This window comes from Bacillus sp. S71 (genome assembly GCF_016625265.1).
GTDB classification, from domain to species: Bacteria; Bacillota; Bacilli; order Bacillales; family Bacillaceae_G; genus Bacillus_A; species Bacillus_A cereus.
This window is the reverse complement of sequence record NZ_JACVUW010000004.1, coordinates 323503-342761: the sequence shown is the minus strand read 5'-3', so window position 1 is coordinate 342761 and position 19259 is coordinate 323503. Positions and strand designations below refer to the sequence as shown.

Genomic DNA, 19259 nt, shown 5'->3' with positions numbered 1-19259 from the left:
ATTATTTATAATATTGACCACAATTTATGTAATTTTGCATAATGTTACATAAATTGTGTATTTTCTCTTTTTTCCGACAGAAATAGACAGTATACTTTGTACAAGCTTTCTATTTCAAAAATTATACGAGGTGAAATAATGAAAAACAAAAAGACATTAACTAAGGTAGCATTAACAACAGGATTAGCTTTAACAGCTATGGCACCATATGGTGTAGGTCATGCGGAGGAAACAGATCAACTACAAGTTCAAATTCAGGAAGAATCGTTCCGTTCGGGTGAACTGACACAACCGTCACAAAAGACACCAGAAAATGTAGTAAAGGATGCACTTAAGGAGAAAACAGAGCAAGCTCTCTCCCAAAAACAAGTCAATGGAGAAGCAGGAGTAGATTATAAAGTCCTTCAAAAACGTGGTTCGTATGATGGAACTACACTTGTACGTATGCAGCAAACATACGAAGGAAAAGAAGTATATGGCCATCAATTAACTGCACACGTAGATAATAATGGTGTTATTAAAAGTGTTTCAGGTGATAGCGCGCAAAATTTAAAACAAGAAGAATTGAAAAAACCTATTAATCTATCAAAAGATGAAGCAAAACAATTTATTTATACGAAGTACGGGAACGATATCAAGTTTATTACTGAGCCAGAAGTTAAAGAGGTTATTTTTGTTGATGAAAATAATGGACAAGCTAAAAATGCATACCAAGTTAAATTTGAAGCTGCAACACCAAACTATGTTTCTGGTACTTATTTAGTAAATGCACAAAATGGTGATATGTTAAAAAATATGGTACAAGAATCTAACTTAAAAGCCAGTGACAAACTAGTTGGCGCTTTAAAGAAAAGTAAACAAAGTAGTCTTACATCATTAACCGGAACAGGAAAAGATGATTTAGGTATTAATCGTTCATTTGGTATCTCTAAACAAAGTAATGGCAAATATGCTCTTGCTGATTATACAAGAGGGCAAGGAATTGAAACATATGATGTGAATTACAGAGATATTACTAAAGAAGAAAGCTATTATCCTGGTACATTAGCGACTAGTACTTCGGCAACATTTAACGATCCAAAAGCAGTAAGTGCTCATTACTTAGCAACAAAAGTATTTGATTTTTATAAAGATAAATACAAGCGTAATAGCTTTGATAATAAGGGACAAAAGGTAGTTTCAGTTGTACACGCTTGGGATTCTGAAGAGACGAATGATCCGAAGAATTGGCAGAATGCATTAAGTGCTAATAATGGAAGTATGCTTGTATATGGTGATCCTATTGTTAAAGCATATGACGTAGCTGGACATGAATTTACACATGCTGTTACTTCTAGCGAATCTAATCTTGAATATTACGGGGAATCCGGTGCGATTAATGAGGCACTATCTGATATTATGGGAACATCTATTGAGAAATACGTAAATAATGGAAACTTTAACTGGACAATGGGAGAACAAACGGGATCTGTTTTCCGTGATATGGAAAACCCAGCTTCTGTTCCATCTTCACTTGGAGTACCTTATCCAGATGATTACAGTGAATTTAACGATTTTAATGGATGGGATCAAGGCGGTGTTCATTTTAATTCAAGTATTATTAATAAAGTTGCGTATCTCATTGCAAAAGGCGGAACTCATAACGGAGTGACAGTTAAAGGAATTGGTGAAGATAAAATGTTTGATATTTTCTATTATACAAATACTGATGAGTTAAACATGACTTCTAATTTCAAAGAATTGAGATCAGCGTGTATTCGAGTGGCAACTAATAAATATGGTGCAAATACAGCTGAAGTTCAAGCAGTTCAAAAGGCATTTGATGCAGCAAAAATTAAGTAATTTAGAAATATAGTTATCATTCATACATTAATACATCATGAAAAAACAGTTAATATCATTTTAAGGATATTAGCTGTTTTTTTACTTAGCAATGTATTGTTGGAAATAAACTGACTAAGCAATAATTAGGTGCGTTATCTGTAAGAAGTTGCGACAAATAAATAAGGTTTAAAGTGTGTAAAAACAGAAAATTAATAATATATTGACCTCTTGATAGAAAGTCTATAAAATGAAAGCGATAACAAACGATTGCTTTAAAATGATTTCCCTGACCTTTTAGCATTTACAAATATATGAGGGCATACACAAATCTATTTTTTTAAGCATTAATGCAAACGTTTTCGTATTAAAAGGTCATTGAAATCCATACGTGAAAATAGCCAATATGGAGGTGAATTAAAAGAGATTTCTAGATTAATTTAAGCAGTGTTATTCAGTGTAAGCATAATAAATCGCTAGTAATATTTGAAGAAAGGGTGTATGTGGTGCAAATTACAAAAAGGTTAATTAACAAATCATTCTTATTACTTACCATAATCGTTATGTTATCATCTGTTTTCTCCTTTCAGAGTGTGAAGGCAATTTCAAATTCGAAAACAACTGAAATTATCATTCATTACAAAGAAAAGCTTGGAAATACAAAAGACTGGAATCTTTGGTTATGGGGTGAAAATGCAAATGGTACATCTTATGAATTTACTGGTGAAGATGAATTTGGAAAATACGCTAAGATAAAAATAGACGGTGACTATAATCGTGTAGGATTTATAGTTCGAACAAATGAATGGGAAAAAGATGGTGGAGATCGTTGGATTGAAAATATAAAGGACGGTCGTGCTGAAGTATGGATTCTTTCGGGTGATGAAAAAGTATATAACTCTAAGCCTTCTTCAGATCTCTCAATTCAAAAAGCAACTATTGATAGTTTCCATGAAATTACTGTAACGACTAATGTCCCATTTAATATTAGGGAAAAGAAAATTGAAATTGAAGGCATTAAAATTAAGAATATTAGTCCTTATGATATAAACAGTGGAGATATTACTAATAAGGTTAAAATAATTACGGAACAGAAAATTGATTTAAAACAAACATACAAAGTTAAAATACAAAACTTAGCTGATACGAATACTGAAATTGGTAAAGTCATTCGTAGCGAGGAATTTGATAATTTATTTTATTATAGTGGTAACGATTTAGGGAATACATATACCGCGCAACATACAAAGTTCCGTGTATGGGCTCCTACTGCAAGTGAAGCGAAGTTAGTTACATATAAAAAATGGAACGATAAAATAGGTACTGAAATAAACATGCAACAAGGTGAAAAGGGAACTTGGACAGCAGAACTAAAAGGGAACCAAAAAGGGCTCTTTTATACGTATAAGGTCAAAATTGGTGATAAGTGGACTGAAGCAGTTGATCCATATGTGCGTGCTGCTTCTGTAAATGGGGATAAAGGTGCAGTCGTTAATTTAGAAGAAACAAATCCGAAAAAATGGAAAGCAAACAAAAAGCCAAAATTTAAAAATCCGGAAGATGCTATTATTTATGAGTTACATATACGCGATCTTTCCATCCAACCTGAAAGTGGTATTAAACAGAAAGGGAAGTATTTAGGTGTAACAGAAAAAGGAACAAAAGGGCCAGAGGGTGTAAAAACAGGACTTGATCATATAAAGGATCTCGGTGTTACTCACGTTCAGTTTTTACCGATATTTGATTATGCTTCTGTAAATGAAGAGACTTTAAATGAACCGCAATATAACTGGGGATATGATCCTAAAAATTTCAACGTTCCAGAAGGCTCCTATTCTACAAATCCTTATGAGCCGACTGTGCGAATAACTGAATTGAAGCAAATGGTTCAAACACTACATGATAATAATCTTCGAGTAGTGATGGATGTAGTATATAACCATATGTATAACGCTGCTGAATCTAATTTCCATAAGTTAGTTCCAGGTTATTATTATCGTTACAATGAAGATGGAACATTTGCAAATGGAACTGGAGTAGGAAATGATACTGCTTCAGAAAGAAAAATGATGAGGAAATTTATGATAGATTCCGTCACATATTGGGCAAAAGAATACAATTTAGATGGATTCCGTTTTGATTTAATGGGTATTCATGATTATGAAACGATGAATGAAATACGTAAAGCTGTTAATCAAATTGACCCTTCTATTATACTACACGGAGAAGGATGGGATTTAAATACACCTCTTGCAGCTGAGCTGAAAGCAAATCAAAAAAATGCAGAGAAAATGAAAGGGATTGCTCATTTTAATGATAATATACGTGATGGATTGAAAGGTAGTGTATTTGAAGAGAAGGAAAATGGTTTTATAAATGGAAAGGAAAACATGGAAGATCGTATTAAAAAAGGTATTACGGCAGGTATTGACTACGATACAAATTCGTCTACCTATCAAGATCCAGAGCAGGTGCTAACTTATGTGGAAGCACATGACAATCATACATTATGGGATAAACTTGAGTTAACTAATCCAGGTGACAGCGATGAAGTGCGAACACAAATGCACAAATTGTCTTCTTCGATTTTATTAACATCACAAGGAATTCCATTTTTACATGCAGGGCAAGAGTTTATGCGGACGAAATACGGTGATCATAATAGTTACAAATCTCCCGATTCAATTAACCAGATGGATTGGCTGCGCCGTGCAACGTTTAATAATGAAGTAGATTATATGAAGGGCTTAATAGAATTACGCAAAAAGTACTCAGCTTTTCGAATGACATCTGCAGAGCAAATAAAAACACAAGTTTCATTTATAGGTGCCCCGAAAAATACGGTAGCTTATACAATAGAGGGGAATAAAAATGAATACTTTACGGTGGCTCACAATGCAAATAGAGAAGCGGTTGAAATAACACTTCCATCGAAAGGGCCTTGGAAAGTACTAGTAGACGGGAAGCAGGCGGGAAGTAAACCACTTTATGTTGTCCATGACAATAAAATTAAAGTTCCTGCATTAAGTTCATTTGTTTTAAAGTTAAAATAATATAATTTCACATACTGTAATTATATTACAATTTAATAAACAAAAAGAGAAGAACTCACCAAGGTTCTTCTCTTTTTCATGTGAAATTAGGGTTCCATAATTGTAGATATAAGAGTTCTTGAAAATATCAAAAGGCAAGACGATGAACCTATTTACAAAATGACAAGAAAATGACAAAACTGTAAGAATGCATGAATGTTTGTAAGAAAGTTCGATGTTTTCCTTTTTCTTTTTTTATTAAAGTGAAAAAGAAGAAAGTGATGTCATAAGAGGTTGATATTTTTAGATAGATACAATAACCAAAACTATTTATGTAATGAAAGTATATGGAAATCAGTAAAACACCTTACTAAAAAGGAGGGATTTGAAATGTCTTTTTCTCAATTCAATATTGATGTTTTTCGAGCAATTAATGATTTAGGTAAACAATATTCATTCCTAAACTCAGCCATGGTATTTTTGGCAGAATATATGTTATATATTTTTGCTTTAATTATTTTAGCTTATTGGTTTACTGGGTCCAGAAAAAGTAGAATGATGGTTATTCAAGCGCTGGTTGCTTTTGTAATTGCCGAGGTAATCGGGAAAATAGCAGGGAAATTTCATTTGAATTATCAACCGTTTGCAGTATTACCTGATGTTAATAAACTTGTCAATCATGCTATAGATAATTCATTTCCTAGCGACCATACGATTCTCTTTTTTTCGATTTGTTTTTCATTTTGGCTTGTTCGTAAGAAGACTGGATGGTTATGTCTTATACTTGCATTTTGTGTGGCAATCTCTCGTATTTGGGTAGGAGTTCATTATCCTTTTGATGTAGTAATAGGGGCTTTAATAGGATGTGTTTCAGCGTTATTTTCGTATTGGTTTATACCGAAATTTTCTTTTATCAACAAGTTGCTTACTCTATATGGAAGAGTAGAGAAACATGTTTTACCATCAAAAAACAAATCAAAGGGATTTTGAGTATACAAGTATGTGAGTCTTTTGAATAACCAAATGGCATTACATTAAATCGTCTTGGAGGTCATTTTAAAGGAAGAACTGTTTTACACTGGAAAGTTGGAAATTATATTAAGGCATTTTGCTAACAGGTGATATTTTTCAAGTGATTGCCAACTGTCAGTGAGTGAGTTTCATGTACAGTTATCTACATCCACTGCTAGTAAAGTAAAATTGCTGACGGATATAGTAAAAGGGCTACCATTCAACCGTATTTATAATGCTTTTCATCGAGTCGTGTCAAAGCATGTGGACCTTGCTGTTCAGGAGTCAGCAGATCGATACATAAATGTACTGCAGGGAACACTTTTTAATACATGGGATGTTTCAATATTATCTATAGATATCTGTAAGAAATAAAAATAAATAGATAAGTTTAGAGCATGTTATTATCATTTTTTAAAACATGCTCTTTGTATTTAAAGTAACACCAGCATTACTGACACGTACAAGTTATCAACAATCTTTATGTTGAAAGAATCTTAGTGTACGAATGTTGGTACTACCCCTACTTAGTAATCTCACAATTTAAGACCTTTCATTGGATAAGTGCAGGGAGTTCAATCGATTTTGAATAAAATTGATTGTATCAGTTGCAATTTTTTTACGTTTAAGAACTATCCCGGCATGCCCACATGTATAAATATATCGTGTAGGCCTTTCCCAAGATTCCCACAAGTAGTCTGTATCCTCAGAATGCACATATAGATCGTGCTTACCTGAAATCAATAAAATATTTTCTTTTTTTACTTTTGGTAATGCTTGACTCGGTTCAGTGATTTTCCAATAATCTATTAAATCATCATACGTTACACCATGATGTTCCAAGTCTTCTCTAATAAATTTACCTGGAGTTGTATTCCAAATTGAATAAGAGAGTCGATTTGCATAGAAAATGGATGCTAACACATCAATTTCTTCTTCAACAAGAGAGGTTAAGTTAGTAATAAATCCACCTAAACTAATTCCTATTAGAATCAGGGGACCATTTTTATTTGCTTTAATCCATTTAATCAAAGCTCGTAAATCAGCTACCGCTTGTCTAGTTGCTTGTACTGTTCGTTCAATATTTGCACTTACCATATACTCTCCACTGAAAAAGGATTGATCGGGTTTTCTTTCAAAATGATAGGGTAGAGTGAAATAATACATATTCCACTTCAGGCTGGTCATATGATCGTGGAATATTTTTTTCACACGTTCGTTAGAATCCATTCTCCAACCGTGAACAAAGATAACATGAGGTGCATTTTCATTTTTATGTAAGAATAATTCCCCAGTTACAGAGTCGTTGCGTGAATCACCGGATTGAACCGAGCTTTTATATTTGAATTGCCCAACCATGTATTCCTTTTCCTGTTTTGAATGCTTAATGTCAAAATGAATATAGGATGGTTTTACTTTATAAAAAGATTCTATGTCCTTTATATTTAATGAAGTGTTAGAAAGGGAAGTATACTGAAACGCTACACTTCTTTTTTTGTGTAAATCATATAAGGCGTACCGATCAATGAGTTTTGAAAAAATCAAATTAACCTCCTCCAAAATACATATTGTTTAAAACATGGACAAAATTTATGTTGTAAATTAATTATAAAATATTCTCTTTTCCTAATAGTAGGTGATAAATTTGTATATCATATTATAAAGCTTGCAATAAAATAAAACTATAAATAAATTATACTAAAATCTAAAAAGCAAGTTAATATTCTTATTCATATAAGAGAATATTAACTTGCTTATTTTCGTATTAAAAGATGCACCTTTTAAAGTGACGTGATTTGTATGAGATACAGTATTAAAATCCTATTATAGATATCCAAATAGGTTTCTCTATATTTATTGTATAGAAATTACACAGTAAATATTTTTTGTGCTACATACATTAAATTAATCTTAACCTTTTATATAAATTTATTAAACGGAATAACTCCTTACCAATATTCAAAAACGGCTGCGTTTTTGAATTTGTGTTCTAGCTTTTCTGAAACAGGTAAATAACTACACATAAACTCCTTATATCTCTAGTTAAACTACCGATTAGCTCCATATAAACTCTAGATAACCTATATAGAATACAAGATATCAAGGAGGTAAGAAAAAATGAATTTTATGAAACGAGCAATTCTCAGTATGAAAAAAAGGATAGGAACATCATTAATTTTGATGGCAGTTTTTCTGATTGTTACAAATTTGGTTCTTTCAGGTTTTACAATCCAAAATGCGTCAAAAAAAGCAGCGGATGCTGCGAGAAAAAAACTTGGTGCAGATGTTACTTTAGGTCTTGATTTCGACAAATTAGGTCAAAAAGCTAAGGAAACTGGAGAAATGCCAAGTCCGCCGCAGCTCGATACAAAAGAAACAGAACAATTAGCGAAGTCCAAGTATGTAAAAGACTATAATTACATAGCTAACACTTTCGGTATTTCTGATGGACTTAAACTAGTAGGAGCTTCAGAAGGAGAAGAAGGTAAAGGTAAAGCGGGAATAGCGGCTGTACGAGGCGGTTCAAGCTCTGGTACAGAAATAGATATGAATGCTTCTTTTATGATTGAGGGAGTCCGCAAGACTGCATTACAAGAAAGCTTTAAAAACGGAAAAAGTAAAATCATTGATGGAAAACCAATTACAGAGCAAATGAAGAATCAGAATGTAGCTTTAATGGAAAAACGATTAGCGGAATTAAACAATTTGAAAGTAGGAGACAAAGTTAAAGTGCAATCAGGGGATAAGAAGGAAACCCTTGAGGTTGAAATTATCGGTATTTACGAAACAAATGAGCAAGCAATGGGTCAACAGGCTCCTCCTATTATGGATCCGGCTAATAAACTATATATGCCGCATTCAACTATGAAAAAATTAGAAGTAGACCAAGGTATAAGTAGTGTTCAAGTCGTGTATTTCTTGAATGATCCACAATATATTGATGCATTTAAAAAAGAAGCAAAAAAATCTAATATTGATTTTAATTATTATAAATTAGATGCGCATGATTCATTGTACAAGCAAATGATTGGTCCTATTGAAAATATCTCTTCGACTTCTCAAATGATCATTTATATTGTATCGATTGCAGGTGCGATCATTTTAGGATTAATCATTATGCTATCAATTAAAGGGCGTCGTAAAGAAATGGGAATTCTATTGTCTATTGGAGAGAAAAAGTGGAAACTGATGGCGCAATTCGTAGTAGAAGTAGTGTGTGTCGCTATTTTAGCGTTTGGATTATCCATAACAACAGGAGCTAAAGTTTCTCAATATATCGGGGATAATTTACTTTCGAATGAAATTGCTACTGCAAGCGAAGAAACAGATACCTCGCAACATGGTACTGTAATGATGGCTGGACCTGGTGGTACTCTACAAAATCAAAAAGAAGATCCAATTGATAAAATTGATGTAAGTGTAACAGGAGAAGATGTAGGGAAAATGGGTGGAATTGGACTAGCTATTGCTATAATAGCAACGCTTCTTCCAGCATTATCTATTCTACGTTTAAACCCAAAACAAATTCTTTTAAAAGATGAATGAGGAGGCTCGATATGGAGACGATTTTACAGTTTAAAAATTTGGATTATTATTATGAAAGTAACGGAAAAAATGTAGCGATACTAGATAATGTTAACTTTTCTTTTCAAAAAGGACATTTCTACACGATTTTAGGACCATCTGGATCTGGTAAAACTACAACTCTGAGCTTAGGTTGTGGACTGGATGTCCCTAAAAATGGTTATGTACTGTATAATGGCAAAGATATTAGAAAAATTGGTTTGGATCGATACCGTAATCAAAATGTATCTGTAATTTTCCAATCTTATAACTTAATTACCTATATGACCGCTCTTCAAAATGTCTTAACAGCAATGGAAATTACAGGTGTTAAAGTGCAAAATAAAACAGCAAGAGCATTAGAATTATTAGAGAGGGTAGGACTCTCAGAAGCTGAAGCGAAACGAAACGTCCTGCAACTAAGTGGCGGACAACAACAGCGTGTAGCAATCGCTCGAGCACTATCTTGTAATGTTGATTTACTAATTGCAGATGAGCCGACAGGAAACCTCGACGAAGAAACCGCAATGGATATAATAGAACTGTTTCAAGAACTTGCACATAAAGAGAATAAATGCATTATTGTTGTGACTCACTCACAGGAGGTTGCAAAAAAATCAGATCGTGCGGTGTATTTAAGTAAGAAGAAGTTGGTCGTAAATGAAATTTAATATAAATATCGTAGTTATTAAATTCACATAACTTTCAAAAACTATCCCTTTCAAAAGTTTATATTTGATTTATAATAATATCAAGCCATAACCAAAATGGTCTCCCTGTACTGAATGTTAAAATAGTTTGTTGTTCCCGTTTTAATAATATTTGAAAAAGAACTTGTAGGATATTCTACAAGTTCTTTTTATTATAATTGGTTACCTATATCATGGGATAATCACACATAGTTATTGCAGAATTAAACCTACAATCATAATTAAACTAAATACTATTATCCAACCAAACGCACAATAGCCAAAAATTCTAATCCATTTAGGTAATTGATTCATGTTAATTTTATTTGAGGGAACTCCCTGCATAGAAAACATCATTTTTTGATCTCTATCTCTATTATTTTGCTGTTCATACATAATATCATCACCTTTCCAGATATATTGAGTTTGTAGTATATCAACCTAAAGAAATTCATGTACAGAATAAAAGGGGATAGCATATATATTATGTGGTGGACTTTATAAATAAATGCATTTAATCACCATGGTTCTAAGCACTAATCCGTTATAAATACTGAAAAAGAGCCCTACATAAATAGGACTCATTTTCTTCAAATGTTAAGTTGCTGGATATAAATCAGAACCAAGGTAACGTTCTTTTATAATTTGAAGATGATGAAGCTCATGACCAGCAATGATGTATGCTAATGCACGAACTGTAACTTCAGAATTATTCGCATTTCCTCTTTGTGACCAAGCTTCTTTATCTAAGCTTCTAAGTAAATACAGGGTAGATTGGCGAACAACTATTAAATTCTCAAGAAGATCTTGCATAGATTGCTTATCAAAAGCAGCTCTAAGAACATACATATCATCATTATAGCCTGGAAGTTCTGCTGTCTCGCCTCGAGCGATCGATAGCAATCGATACGCCATAATCCGTTCTGTATCTGCTATATGACCGATTACTTCTTTTATACTCCATTTAGTAGGAGCATACCGGAAAAGCCCCTCACTATTAGAAATTCCCTTTAATAAAAGATTCGTTTCCTTCATTTGTTGTTCTAGAATATGTATGATATTTCCGTCTGATACTAAGTTGGTATACGTTGCATAATAGGAGTTATATTCACTTACCTTTGGTCTTATTTGCATACGAATCATCCTTTTTGTTTTATGTTTAATCTTTACATATAGCTTATCATAAAAGAATTCCAAATTAATCTGAAAAATGGAGGCAAATATGCATTTTTCATCCTCCTTTTTAGTTTCATAGATGAAATGCATCTCAAATAAGAGAATCTAATTTGCGCTATGCGGAATTTCGTTTTTTTGCTGTTATAGTAGAAGATAAATATGTAAATTGAATACAGTTTGTCACTACTTATGATAATCGCCATTTAAGAAGCAGCATTTGTCCATTAAGTGAAAAACCTGTTAATAAGTTTATATTTACTACAAAAACAAACAAACTCGTCCTATTTAAAGGAGAGTTTGTTTGTTTTTGTGTTTAGATAATGGAATACTCATGCGAAATTGCACACTATGTTCCATATTTTTTATTGAATACTTTATATCTAGCGTTTCAAGAATTTGTTTAACAATATATAACCCCAAACCACTTCCTCCAGTATTTCGATTTCTTGATTTTTCAATTCGATAAAATGGTTTGAAAATTTGTTGTAAATCTTCATCTTTAATATTGACACCTGTATTTATAATTTGCATTTCGATTTGACCTTGTTTCGAATCCTCACTTAACTTTATATAGACTTTTTCATTATGTGGTGAATACATAACCGCATTGTGAATAATATTTTTACATGCTTTTTCTAAAAGAGCACAATCTGTATAAATAGAAAGATCAGAATCAATTTCTTTTATTATTTCGATGCTCTTTTGAGAAGCAAAAAATTCGAGATCTTTTGTGATTGTACCTATTAACTTTGAAGGATTAACTTTCTCTACTTTTAGTTTGAAGGTGTGTTGTTCTAATTTCGATACGCTTAAAATTTCACGAACTAATTGTTCCATACTTTCAATAATTTGATGATTTTTCTTTAAATATTGATCGCGATTTTGATAAGGGCCAATATTATAAATCATCCCTTCTAAGTAGCCTTTCATTACAGTAAGAGGGGACTTTAATTCATGTGCTACAATCGCAAAAAACTCTCTGCGTTTTGTTTCTATTTCTCTTTCTTTTTCAATATCATTTTTTAATTGTTCATTTGCTTTTTTTAAATCAAACATAGCTTGTTGTAAGTTAATAGACATGTCATTCAAACTATTAGACAATTCTCCTAACTCATCTGTAGAGCGAACCTCAATTTTTTCGGAGAAATCTAAATTTGCCATCTTTTGTGCACCTTCATTAATATAAATAAGTGGCTTTGTAATAAACCTGGAATAAAAATAAGCACTCCCTATACCAATTACGAGTACAATGATACTAATATAGGGGAGAAAGCGTACTAAAACCTGTGAAGCTTCATCAATCGGTTGAAATGTAGCAAAGACTATAAGCGTTAAACTACCATCTTGGAATTGAATTGGTTTCGTAACGTTATATGAATTGCTAAGGGTACTTGCATTCTCGAATCGTGTTGCTTTAGTAACTACTGTTTTTTGCGTACCACTTTGAATAAAAGAAAATGAAGGAGAGTAAATAATTACTCCTTCTTTATTTTGAAGGTAAAGCATCGCATTATTTTTTTTTGCGTATTCATCAAAAAGTGGTATCGCATCTTGAAACGTAAGATTTTTAGACTTATCAATGATTTCGTTTATCCCTGTTTGAAGTTGATCTGTTTTATATTGCTCATAAAATGTAGGAAGAAAGAAGTATAAAGTTAAATAAATCAATACTGCAAAGGATAACAAAATGAGAGATGTAGTCATAAAGAGTTTATAAGTGATTTGCTTCATTTTCATGAGTTTCACAATACTATTCATCAATTTTATAACCAATACCCTTTATTGTTTTAATATAAGGGATAGCTAATTTTTTGCGTAGGTTTTTAATATGTGTATCAATTATTCGTGTTTCTCCAAAATAATCGTACCCCCAAACTTTCTCTACGATATTTTCTCTTGTAAGTACTTTTCTCTCATTTTGAAATAGTAGTTGTAGAATTTCAAACTCTTTTGTCGTTAATATAATTTCAACTTCATTTACATACACTCTATATGCATCCACATCGATACGAACTTCTTTAAATATCAAATAATTATTTACATTTTTATCATAACTTCTTCTAAGTACAGCTTCGACTCGTCTAATCAAAACATGAAATGAAAAGGGTTTTGTTATATAATCATCGATCCCAAGATCGAATCCTTTCATTTGATCTTCCTCTTCTTCCAACGCAGTTAGCATAATAATTGGTACGTTTGACTGACTTCGGATCATTTTAGAAACTTCAAATCCATTAAGATTGGGCATCATGACATCTAGAAGAATTAAATCAAAGGATTGCTTATTAAATTGTGTCATACCCTCTAGTCCATCTGAAGCGACTACCACTGTATAATGCTGTGTCATTAAAAATTGTTTAATTAATTCCTGAATTTCTTGATCGTCCTCAACCACGAGGATATGATAATTTTTCATAATATCACCTCTGGTAGTCATTATAGCCGTACAATCTGGAGTTTATGTGGAGATACAGTAGTAAACTTCATAGGACGTTTACTACCAAAAAGTATTATTAGCTATATTCCTTTTTTATGGAGAAATAATTGCTTAAAAAAACTTATCGTATGAATTGATGTACGATTAATATTTACGAAAAACTAATGTATAATAACGTGAATTGTATGTAGTTTCTTAAAATTCTCGAAAATATACTTTTGCTTCTTTACCAAAAGAGGAAAAGGAATTTCAATATAGAAGAAGCTACTGTAATACTAGAGTGTGTGCCAAGAACTATGGATTTCTTTCATCTAGTTTTTATTTAATCGTTAATCACTACATAACAATGTTCTTGCTAAACCAAAAGTTTAAAGGTACAAACTTGGAAAGATTTATATAATGCTAGAAAGGTTGTGAAATGATTTGATGGGTTATAAAGCGATGCTGTTTGATTTAGATGATACATTACTTGATAGGGATAAAGCAGTAGAGGCATTATTTTTAATTGTTTTAGAAAAGTGTTATGAAAATGTAGATGGTGCGGCTAAAAGCAACATGTTACAGAAATTCAAAGAATACGATAAAAGAGAATATGGCATAAGTAATAAAACGACAGTTTTAGAATCATTGTTTGATGAATTCACGCCGAAGTATAGATTGCCACGCAATTACATCCAAGATTTTTGGAATAATAATTTCCCTAGATGTTTTTCAATAGACCAAAATACTATTCATTTCTTAAATCAAATAAAGAAGCACTTTAAAGTTGGAATTATAACAAATGGCTCAACTCAGAGGCAAAAAGCTAAAATATTTAACACGAATTTAAATAGGTATTTTGAAACAATCATTATTTCTGAAGAAGTGGGATTTAGTAAACCTGATAAACGTATATTCGAACTAGCATTAAATAAGCTAAATTTACAGCCGGAAAATACTTTATTTGTTGGTGATGACTTAGAAAAGGATATTGCTGGTCCTCAAAATGTAAATATAAAAGGTGTGTGGTTTAACCCTCAGAAGATCAAGAATACTACCAAAATACAACCGTATGCCGAGATTAACACTTTGGATAGTTTGTTAAGTTATGTTACTCCACAATATTTTTATAACAAGTAAAGGCAATTCCATATATATATTCAAAAATATAAAAAAAGAGAAACTATCATTAATTTCATTGACCGTATTAGTAATAAAAAATATATACTTACAATAAAAAATAGAGGCGATTTTAATAGCTGTGGCTAATTTAATCTATGATTAATACGAAGTTTTGTAAAACAATTTTACTCATACTGTGTAAATTATAAAGGGGTGGGACTATGGAAATAAAGAAAGTAGTAATCGATGGAATCAATATTGCGCTCATTAGAAACGATAAGGTATTAATATCGGATGTTCAGTCTGCATTAGATACTATGGCAACCGTTCAATATGAGGTAGATGCGAAACATATTATTATCCATAAATCTTTAATAAGTGAAGATTTCTTTGATCTAAAAACACGGCTTGCGGGCGATATCCTTCAAAAGTTTATAAACTACAAGGTAAAGATTGCTATTGTTGGGAATTTCTCTATGTATACTAGTAAAAGCTTAAAGGATTTTATTTATGAATGTAATAAAGGGAATGACATTTTTTACTTAGCAACTGAACAACAAGCAATTGAAAAACTAAGTACATTAAAGTAATAATTATATCCTGCTAAATTCCCTCATTTCACTTAGTTCATGATTATATACGATATAGAAGAACTGATGTTTGTGGTAAACTAAGAGGTGGATAAAGGGGGAGTTTTTTTGAACAATTTTAATGATACGATCCGAAATTTAAACAATATAGTTTACAAACCTAACAATTTAATGATTACGAATCTAAAAGAAGAAAAGCAAAACGCAGAATATGCAGGATGTTTATTCCACTTAAATAACAAAACCATTCGTTTTAGAAAATCAAAAGTTACTCCTAATAAAATTGGGCAATTTGTTTCTTTTTGGGAGAAAGATGAAAATATGCGAAATAGAGCTTTCTCTTATGAAGCTGCTCCTGATTTATTAGTAATCACTTGTATTGCTGATAATAAACTAGGGCAATTTATTTTTCCTAAAGAAATTCTTCTTAAAGAAAAAATATTGAGAACACCAAGTCAAACAGGGAAAATGGCAATGAGAATTTATCCTGTTTGGGATACCACTGTTAGCAATCAAGCTAAAAAGAGCCAAATGTGGCAACTTCAGTATTTTGTTGATTTAAGCGATCATAATAATCTACCTATAGACAAACTATTAAATTTCTATTCGTAGCTTCTTATCTTAAGTGATCTTGTCGGTTAGATTTTTTGTACCGGTACAGTTAAACGAAATGTACATTGTTTCAGTACCCCATCAAATTTACAATCAGCATATACTATTTTAACTTATACATTTTAAGGGGTGCTGACTATGACAAGTCTACAACATAAGCTTTTTACAAGATTGAATCTTGCAAAGCGTACTGAAGTGAAGTTTGAAGAATTAAATACAATTCTCTTTGCATTTGCACACACTATACCATTTGAGAATTTAGATGTTATAGCGTGTAATACGAATCAAATCTCTCCGGAAAGCTTGCGAGAGAAAATTTTAACTAGTTCCCGTGGTGGACTTTGCTACGAATTAAACACTCTTTTTTACTATTTTTTAAGAGACTGTGGTTATGATGTACAACTGGCATTAGGTACGGTTTATAAAAACGATATAAATGCATGGGCACTTGAGGATGGCCATATAACAATTATTTTAACTTATAATAATGTACAGTATTTAATTGATGTAGGTATAGCTTCTTTAGTACCTCTTGTTCCTGTACCTTTTACTGGTGAATCTGTTTCTTCAAAAAATGGTTCGTACCGGGTGAGACAAAAAGATACGAGTAGAGGAAATTATGTTTTAGAAAGAAAAGATGCTGCTGGAGAATGGAAAGTTTGTCATGCTTTTTATAAACATATTATTGATGAGATAGTAGTAAATGATGTTCAAAGAAGAGTGATAGAAGATGAGAAGTCTATTTTTAATAAGGGACCAATTGCAGTAAAGTTGACGAACTCTGGCCATATTTCATTAACGAATACAAGTTTAACCGAAATTATTCATGGGGAAAAAACTAAGCGTGAAATTACAGAAGATCAATATAGAGAGTTTTTATATACTTTATTTTCTATTAAGTTATGAATAAACAAATAGCCGGTTCTTATTCAGAAGCGGCTATTTTTATTATTTTTGATGTAAATGGTTTTCTTCTAATACGTTTCGGAAACTGCGGTATAGTTAATGTTTTTAATGTTTCCTCAGCTTTTTCATATGTATGAAAAATTGGTTCTTTTCCATCATCCCCTTGTAAAACTAGCCCTTCATCTCGGATTACATATGGTATAAAACCAACCCATCTAGTAAAGAATTATGTTCTTTTGCAGCAGAATAATACGATTTAAAGTTTGATTTTCTTAATACATATAATACACTAGAACAGTACGAAAAAGTATGTACAATGAACTTTGAATGTAAAGGAAGATTATTATGTCAGTTATTGATAAATTGAAACTTAATAAGTATACAAATATGGTCGTTATTAACGAACCAAGCGATTATGACATTTTTACAGGTAAAGAAACTGCATTCTCAAAAGAACACGATGCTATCTTTATATTTGTAGAAACGCTTGATGAAATGGTGAAACAAACGAATTTTATTATTAGTAATGAAGAATTACTAATAATAAAAGGTTACGTATTCTTCGCATATCCGAAAAAAGGTAATGCTCGTTATAGTACGTTTATTCACCGTGATGAGATGTTTCCGGCATTAAACGTTGGAGAAGATGGTTATGTGGGAGAAAGCAATATTAAATTTGCACGAATGGTAAGTATGGATGAAGTCTTTACTGTTGTAGGTTTAAAACGTGAAAAGAAAAAAACAACGAAAACATCTGCTATGAGTCAATGTGTTGCCGATTATGCAGATCGAATTAAAGATGTTGAAGCATTATTAACAAATCACCCGAATGAACTTAAGTTTTATCAAAGTTTAACGCCTGGATATCAGAAAGATTGGGCACGTAATCTTTTTTCTGTAAAACAAGAAAAAACACGTGAAAAACGTCTAGAGAAAATGATAGAAATCCTTTCACAAGGTTATAAAACAATTGAATTATTCCGTAAGAAGAAAAAATAATGATTAAGAAAGTCACAATGCTGCAACAATTAATTGTGATGAGTACATTGAAAAAAGCATTCCTTCCATTATACTAAGGAATGTTCTTATATTTATATAATTAGCAAAAGAGAAAAGGTGTTTGAAATGAAATCGTATATTGTAGTTGGATCTGGAATTTTAGGAGCGTCTACTGCTTATCATCTTGCTAAGGCAGGTGCGAATGTTACTATCGTGGATCGCCAACAATTAGGGCAAGCAACTGATGCAGGAGCAGGTATTGTATGTCCATGGCTATCACAGCGTCGTAATAAAGCATGGTATAAAATCGTTAAAGGCGGTGCACGTTACTATTCTTCGTTAATTCAGCAATTAGAAGAAGACGGTGAAACTGACACAGGATATAATCGTGTAGGTGCAATTAGTTTACATACTGACGAGAAAAAGTTAGATCAAATGGAAGAGCGAGCTTATAAACGACGTGAAGATGCCCCAGAGATTGGTGAAATAACTCGCTTATCAGCTGAAGAAACAAAAAAATTATTCCCAGCATTATCAGACGAATATAGTTCTGTTCATATTAGTGGTGCTGCACGAGTAAATGGAAGATTATTACGCAATGCATTAATAAGTGCTGCGAAAAAACATGGTGCAACTTTTATAAAAGGCGATGCCATATTAGTCCGTGAAGGAAATCATATTACTGGAGTTACAGTAAACGATGAAACAATTTTAGCAGAAAAGGTTATTGTAACTGCAGGCGCATGGGCGAATGAAATCTTGAACCCATTAGGAATTAATTTCTTAGTTACATTCCAAAAAGGACAAATTGTTCATCTGCAAATTGAAAATACAGCAACAGAAAATATGCCAGTTGTTATGCCACCGAACGATCAATATATTTTAACGTTTGACAATGGGCATGTCGTAATTGGTGCAACACATGAGAATGATACTGGTTTCGATCATCGTGTAACAGCAGGTGGTTTACATGAAGTATTCCATAAAGCATTAACAGTTGCGCCTGGCTTAGAAAATGCTACAATGCTTGAAACGAGAGTTGGATTCAGACCATTCACACCAGGATTCTTACCTGTTATCGGACCGCTACCTAACTTTGAAGGAATTCTCGTTGCGAATGGATTAGGAGCTTCGGGTTTAACAGCTGGTCCATATCTAGGAGCGGAACTTGCTAAACTAGCGCTCGGACAAACGATTGAATTAGATTTAAATGATTATGATGTTGCTGGCGCAATTGAATAATATAGGGTACTGCTAACATTTAGGAAAAACCATGCTAAACAAATTCGACAGAGAATAAGTAGTTTTTCCTCTGTTAAGA

At 32.2% G+C, this 19259-nt stretch carries 17 protein-coding genes and 1 pseudogene; 12 read left to right on the top strand and 6 right to left on the bottom strand.

Annotated elements, in window-relative coordinates:
* Nucleotides 1-138: 138 nt before the first annotated feature.
* The 4 genes and pseudogenes from IBT51_RS11955 to IBT51_RS27025 form a co-directional block, all read left to right on the top strand.
* On the top strand, nt 139-1842 hold the full coding sequence (locus IBT51_RS11955) for a M4 family metallopeptidase (protein WP_200458277.1): 1704 nt from the start codon (nt 139-141) through the stop codon (nt 1840-1842).
* 485 nt (nt 1843-2327) lie between these two features.
* The gene (gene pulA / locus IBT51_RS11950; RefSeq protein ID WP_200458278.1) at nt 2328-4874 is read left to right on the top strand and encodes a type I pullulanase; all 2547 of its coding nucleotides are present in this window, start codon (nt 2328-2330) and stop codon (nt 4872-4874) included.
* A gap of 369 nt (nt 4875-5243) precedes the next feature.
* On the top strand, nt 5244-5843 hold the full coding sequence (locus IBT51_RS11945; RefSeq protein ID WP_200458279.1) for an undecaprenyl-diphosphatase: 600 nt from the start codon (nt 5244-5246) through the stop codon (nt 5841-5843).
* A gap of 38 nt (nt 5844-5881) precedes the next feature.
* A pseudogene (locus tag IBT51_RS27025) lies at nt 5882-6239 on the top strand (MBL fold metallo-hydrolase); the annotation flags it as partial.
* Nucleotides 6240-6407: 168 nt separating this feature from the next.
* Here the strand turns inward: IBT51_RS27025 and IBT51_RS11940 are convergent.
* The gene (locus IBT51_RS11940; RefSeq protein WP_200458280.1) at nt 6408-7409 is read right to left on the bottom strand and encodes an alpha/beta hydrolase; all 1002 of its coding nucleotides are present in this window, start codon (nt 7407-7409) and stop codon (nt 6408-6410) included.
* 573 nt (nt 7410-7982) lie between these two features.
* Here IBT51_RS11940 and IBT51_RS11935 point away from each other — a divergent pair.
* The gene (locus tag IBT51_RS11935; RefSeq protein WP_069355671.1) at nt 7983-9410 is read left to right on the top strand and encodes an ABC transporter permease; all 1428 of its coding nucleotides are present in this window, start codon (nt 7983-7985) and stop codon (nt 9408-9410) included.
* 11 nt (nt 9411-9421) lie between these two features.
* Entirely contained in the window at nt 9422-10099 is a 678-nt protein-coding gene (locus tag IBT51_RS11930; protein WP_000447852.1) for an ABC transporter ATP-binding protein, read from the top strand.
* 231 nt (nt 10100-10330) lie between these two features.
* Here IBT51_RS11930 and IBT51_RS11925 read toward each other — a convergent pair whose 3' ends face one another.
* The 4 genes from IBT51_RS11925 to IBT51_RS11910 all read right to left on the bottom strand — a co-directional run bounded on the left by IBT51_RS11925 (nt 10331) and on the right by IBT51_RS11910 (nt 13709).
* On the bottom strand, nt 10331-10513 hold the full coding sequence (locus IBT51_RS11925) for a hypothetical protein (protein WP_000273229.1): 183 nt from the start codon (nt 10511-10513) through the stop codon (nt 10331-10333).
* Between the two features lie 201 nt (nt 10514-10714).
* Entirely contained in the window at nt 10715-11251 is a 537-nt protein-coding gene (locus tag IBT51_RS11920) for a DinB family protein (RefSeq protein ID WP_016512709.1), read from the bottom strand.
* 327 nt (nt 11252-11578) lie between these two features.
* The gene (locus IBT51_RS11915) at nt 11579-13030 is read right to left on the bottom strand and encodes a sensor histidine kinase (RefSeq protein WP_078401664.1); all 1452 of its coding nucleotides are present in this window, start codon (nt 13028-13030) and stop codon (nt 11579-11581) included.
* Nucleotides 13031-13043: 13 nt separating this feature from the next.
* Entirely contained in the window at nt 13044-13709 is a 666-nt protein-coding gene (locus IBT51_RS11910) for a response regulator transcription factor (protein WP_200458281.1), read from the bottom strand.
* 447 nt (nt 13710-14156) lie between these two features.
* Between IBT51_RS11910 and IBT51_RS11905 the strand changes: the two genes are divergently transcribed.
* The 4 genes from IBT51_RS11905 (at nt 14157) to IBT51_RS11890 (ending at nt 16939) form a co-directional block, all read left to right on the top strand.
* Complete coding sequence (locus tag IBT51_RS11905; RefSeq protein WP_000540709.1) at nt 14157-14849, top strand: HAD family hydrolase; 693 nt, start codon at nt 14157-14159, stop codon at nt 14847-14849.
* A gap of 203 nt (nt 14850-15052) precedes the next feature.
* The gene (locus IBT51_RS11900) at nt 15053-15421 is read left to right on the top strand and encodes a DUF4180 domain-containing protein (RefSeq protein WP_078401660.1); all 369 of its coding nucleotides are present in this window, start codon (nt 15053-15055) and stop codon (nt 15419-15421) included.
* A 108-nt stretch (nt 15422-15529) separates the two neighbouring features.
* Nucleotides 15530-16033 (top strand): MepB family protein, encoded by a 504-nt coding sequence (locus IBT51_RS11895; RefSeq protein ID WP_142245249.1) that lies wholly within the window; start codon nt 15530-15532, stop codon nt 16031-16033.
* A gap of 138 nt (nt 16034-16171) precedes the next feature.
* Nucleotides 16172-16939 (top strand): arylamine N-acetyltransferase family protein, encoded by a 768-nt coding sequence (locus tag IBT51_RS11890; protein ID WP_200458282.1) that lies wholly within the window; start codon nt 16172-16174, stop codon nt 16937-16939.
* 19 nt (nt 16940-16958) lie between these two features.
* On the opposite strand, the gene IBT51_RS11885 is transcribed toward IBT51_RS11890, so the two are convergent.
* Nucleotides 16959-17141, bottom strand: a complete 183-nt coding sequence (locus IBT51_RS11885; protein ID WP_200458375.1) for a hypothetical protein — start codon at nt 17139-17141, stop codon at nt 16959-16961.
* A 143-nt stretch (nt 17142-17284) separates the two neighbouring features.
* On the opposite strand from IBT51_RS11885, the gene IBT51_RS11880 reads away from it, so the two are divergent.
* Together IBT51_RS11880 and IBT51_RS11875 are read left to right on the top strand one after the other, a co-directional pair.
* Nucleotides 17285-17938, top strand: coding sequence for a YdeI/OmpD-associated family protein (locus IBT51_RS11880; protein ID WP_200458283.1), 654 nt, complete (start codon nt 17285-17287; stop codon nt 17936-17938).
* Nucleotides 17939-18064: 126 nt separating this feature from the next.
* Complete coding sequence (locus IBT51_RS11875; protein ID WP_000844384.1) at nt 18065-19180, top strand: NAD(P)/FAD-dependent oxidoreductase; 1116 nt, start codon at nt 18065-18067, stop codon at nt 19178-19180.
* The last annotated feature ends 79 nt before the right edge of the window (nt 19181-19259 follow it).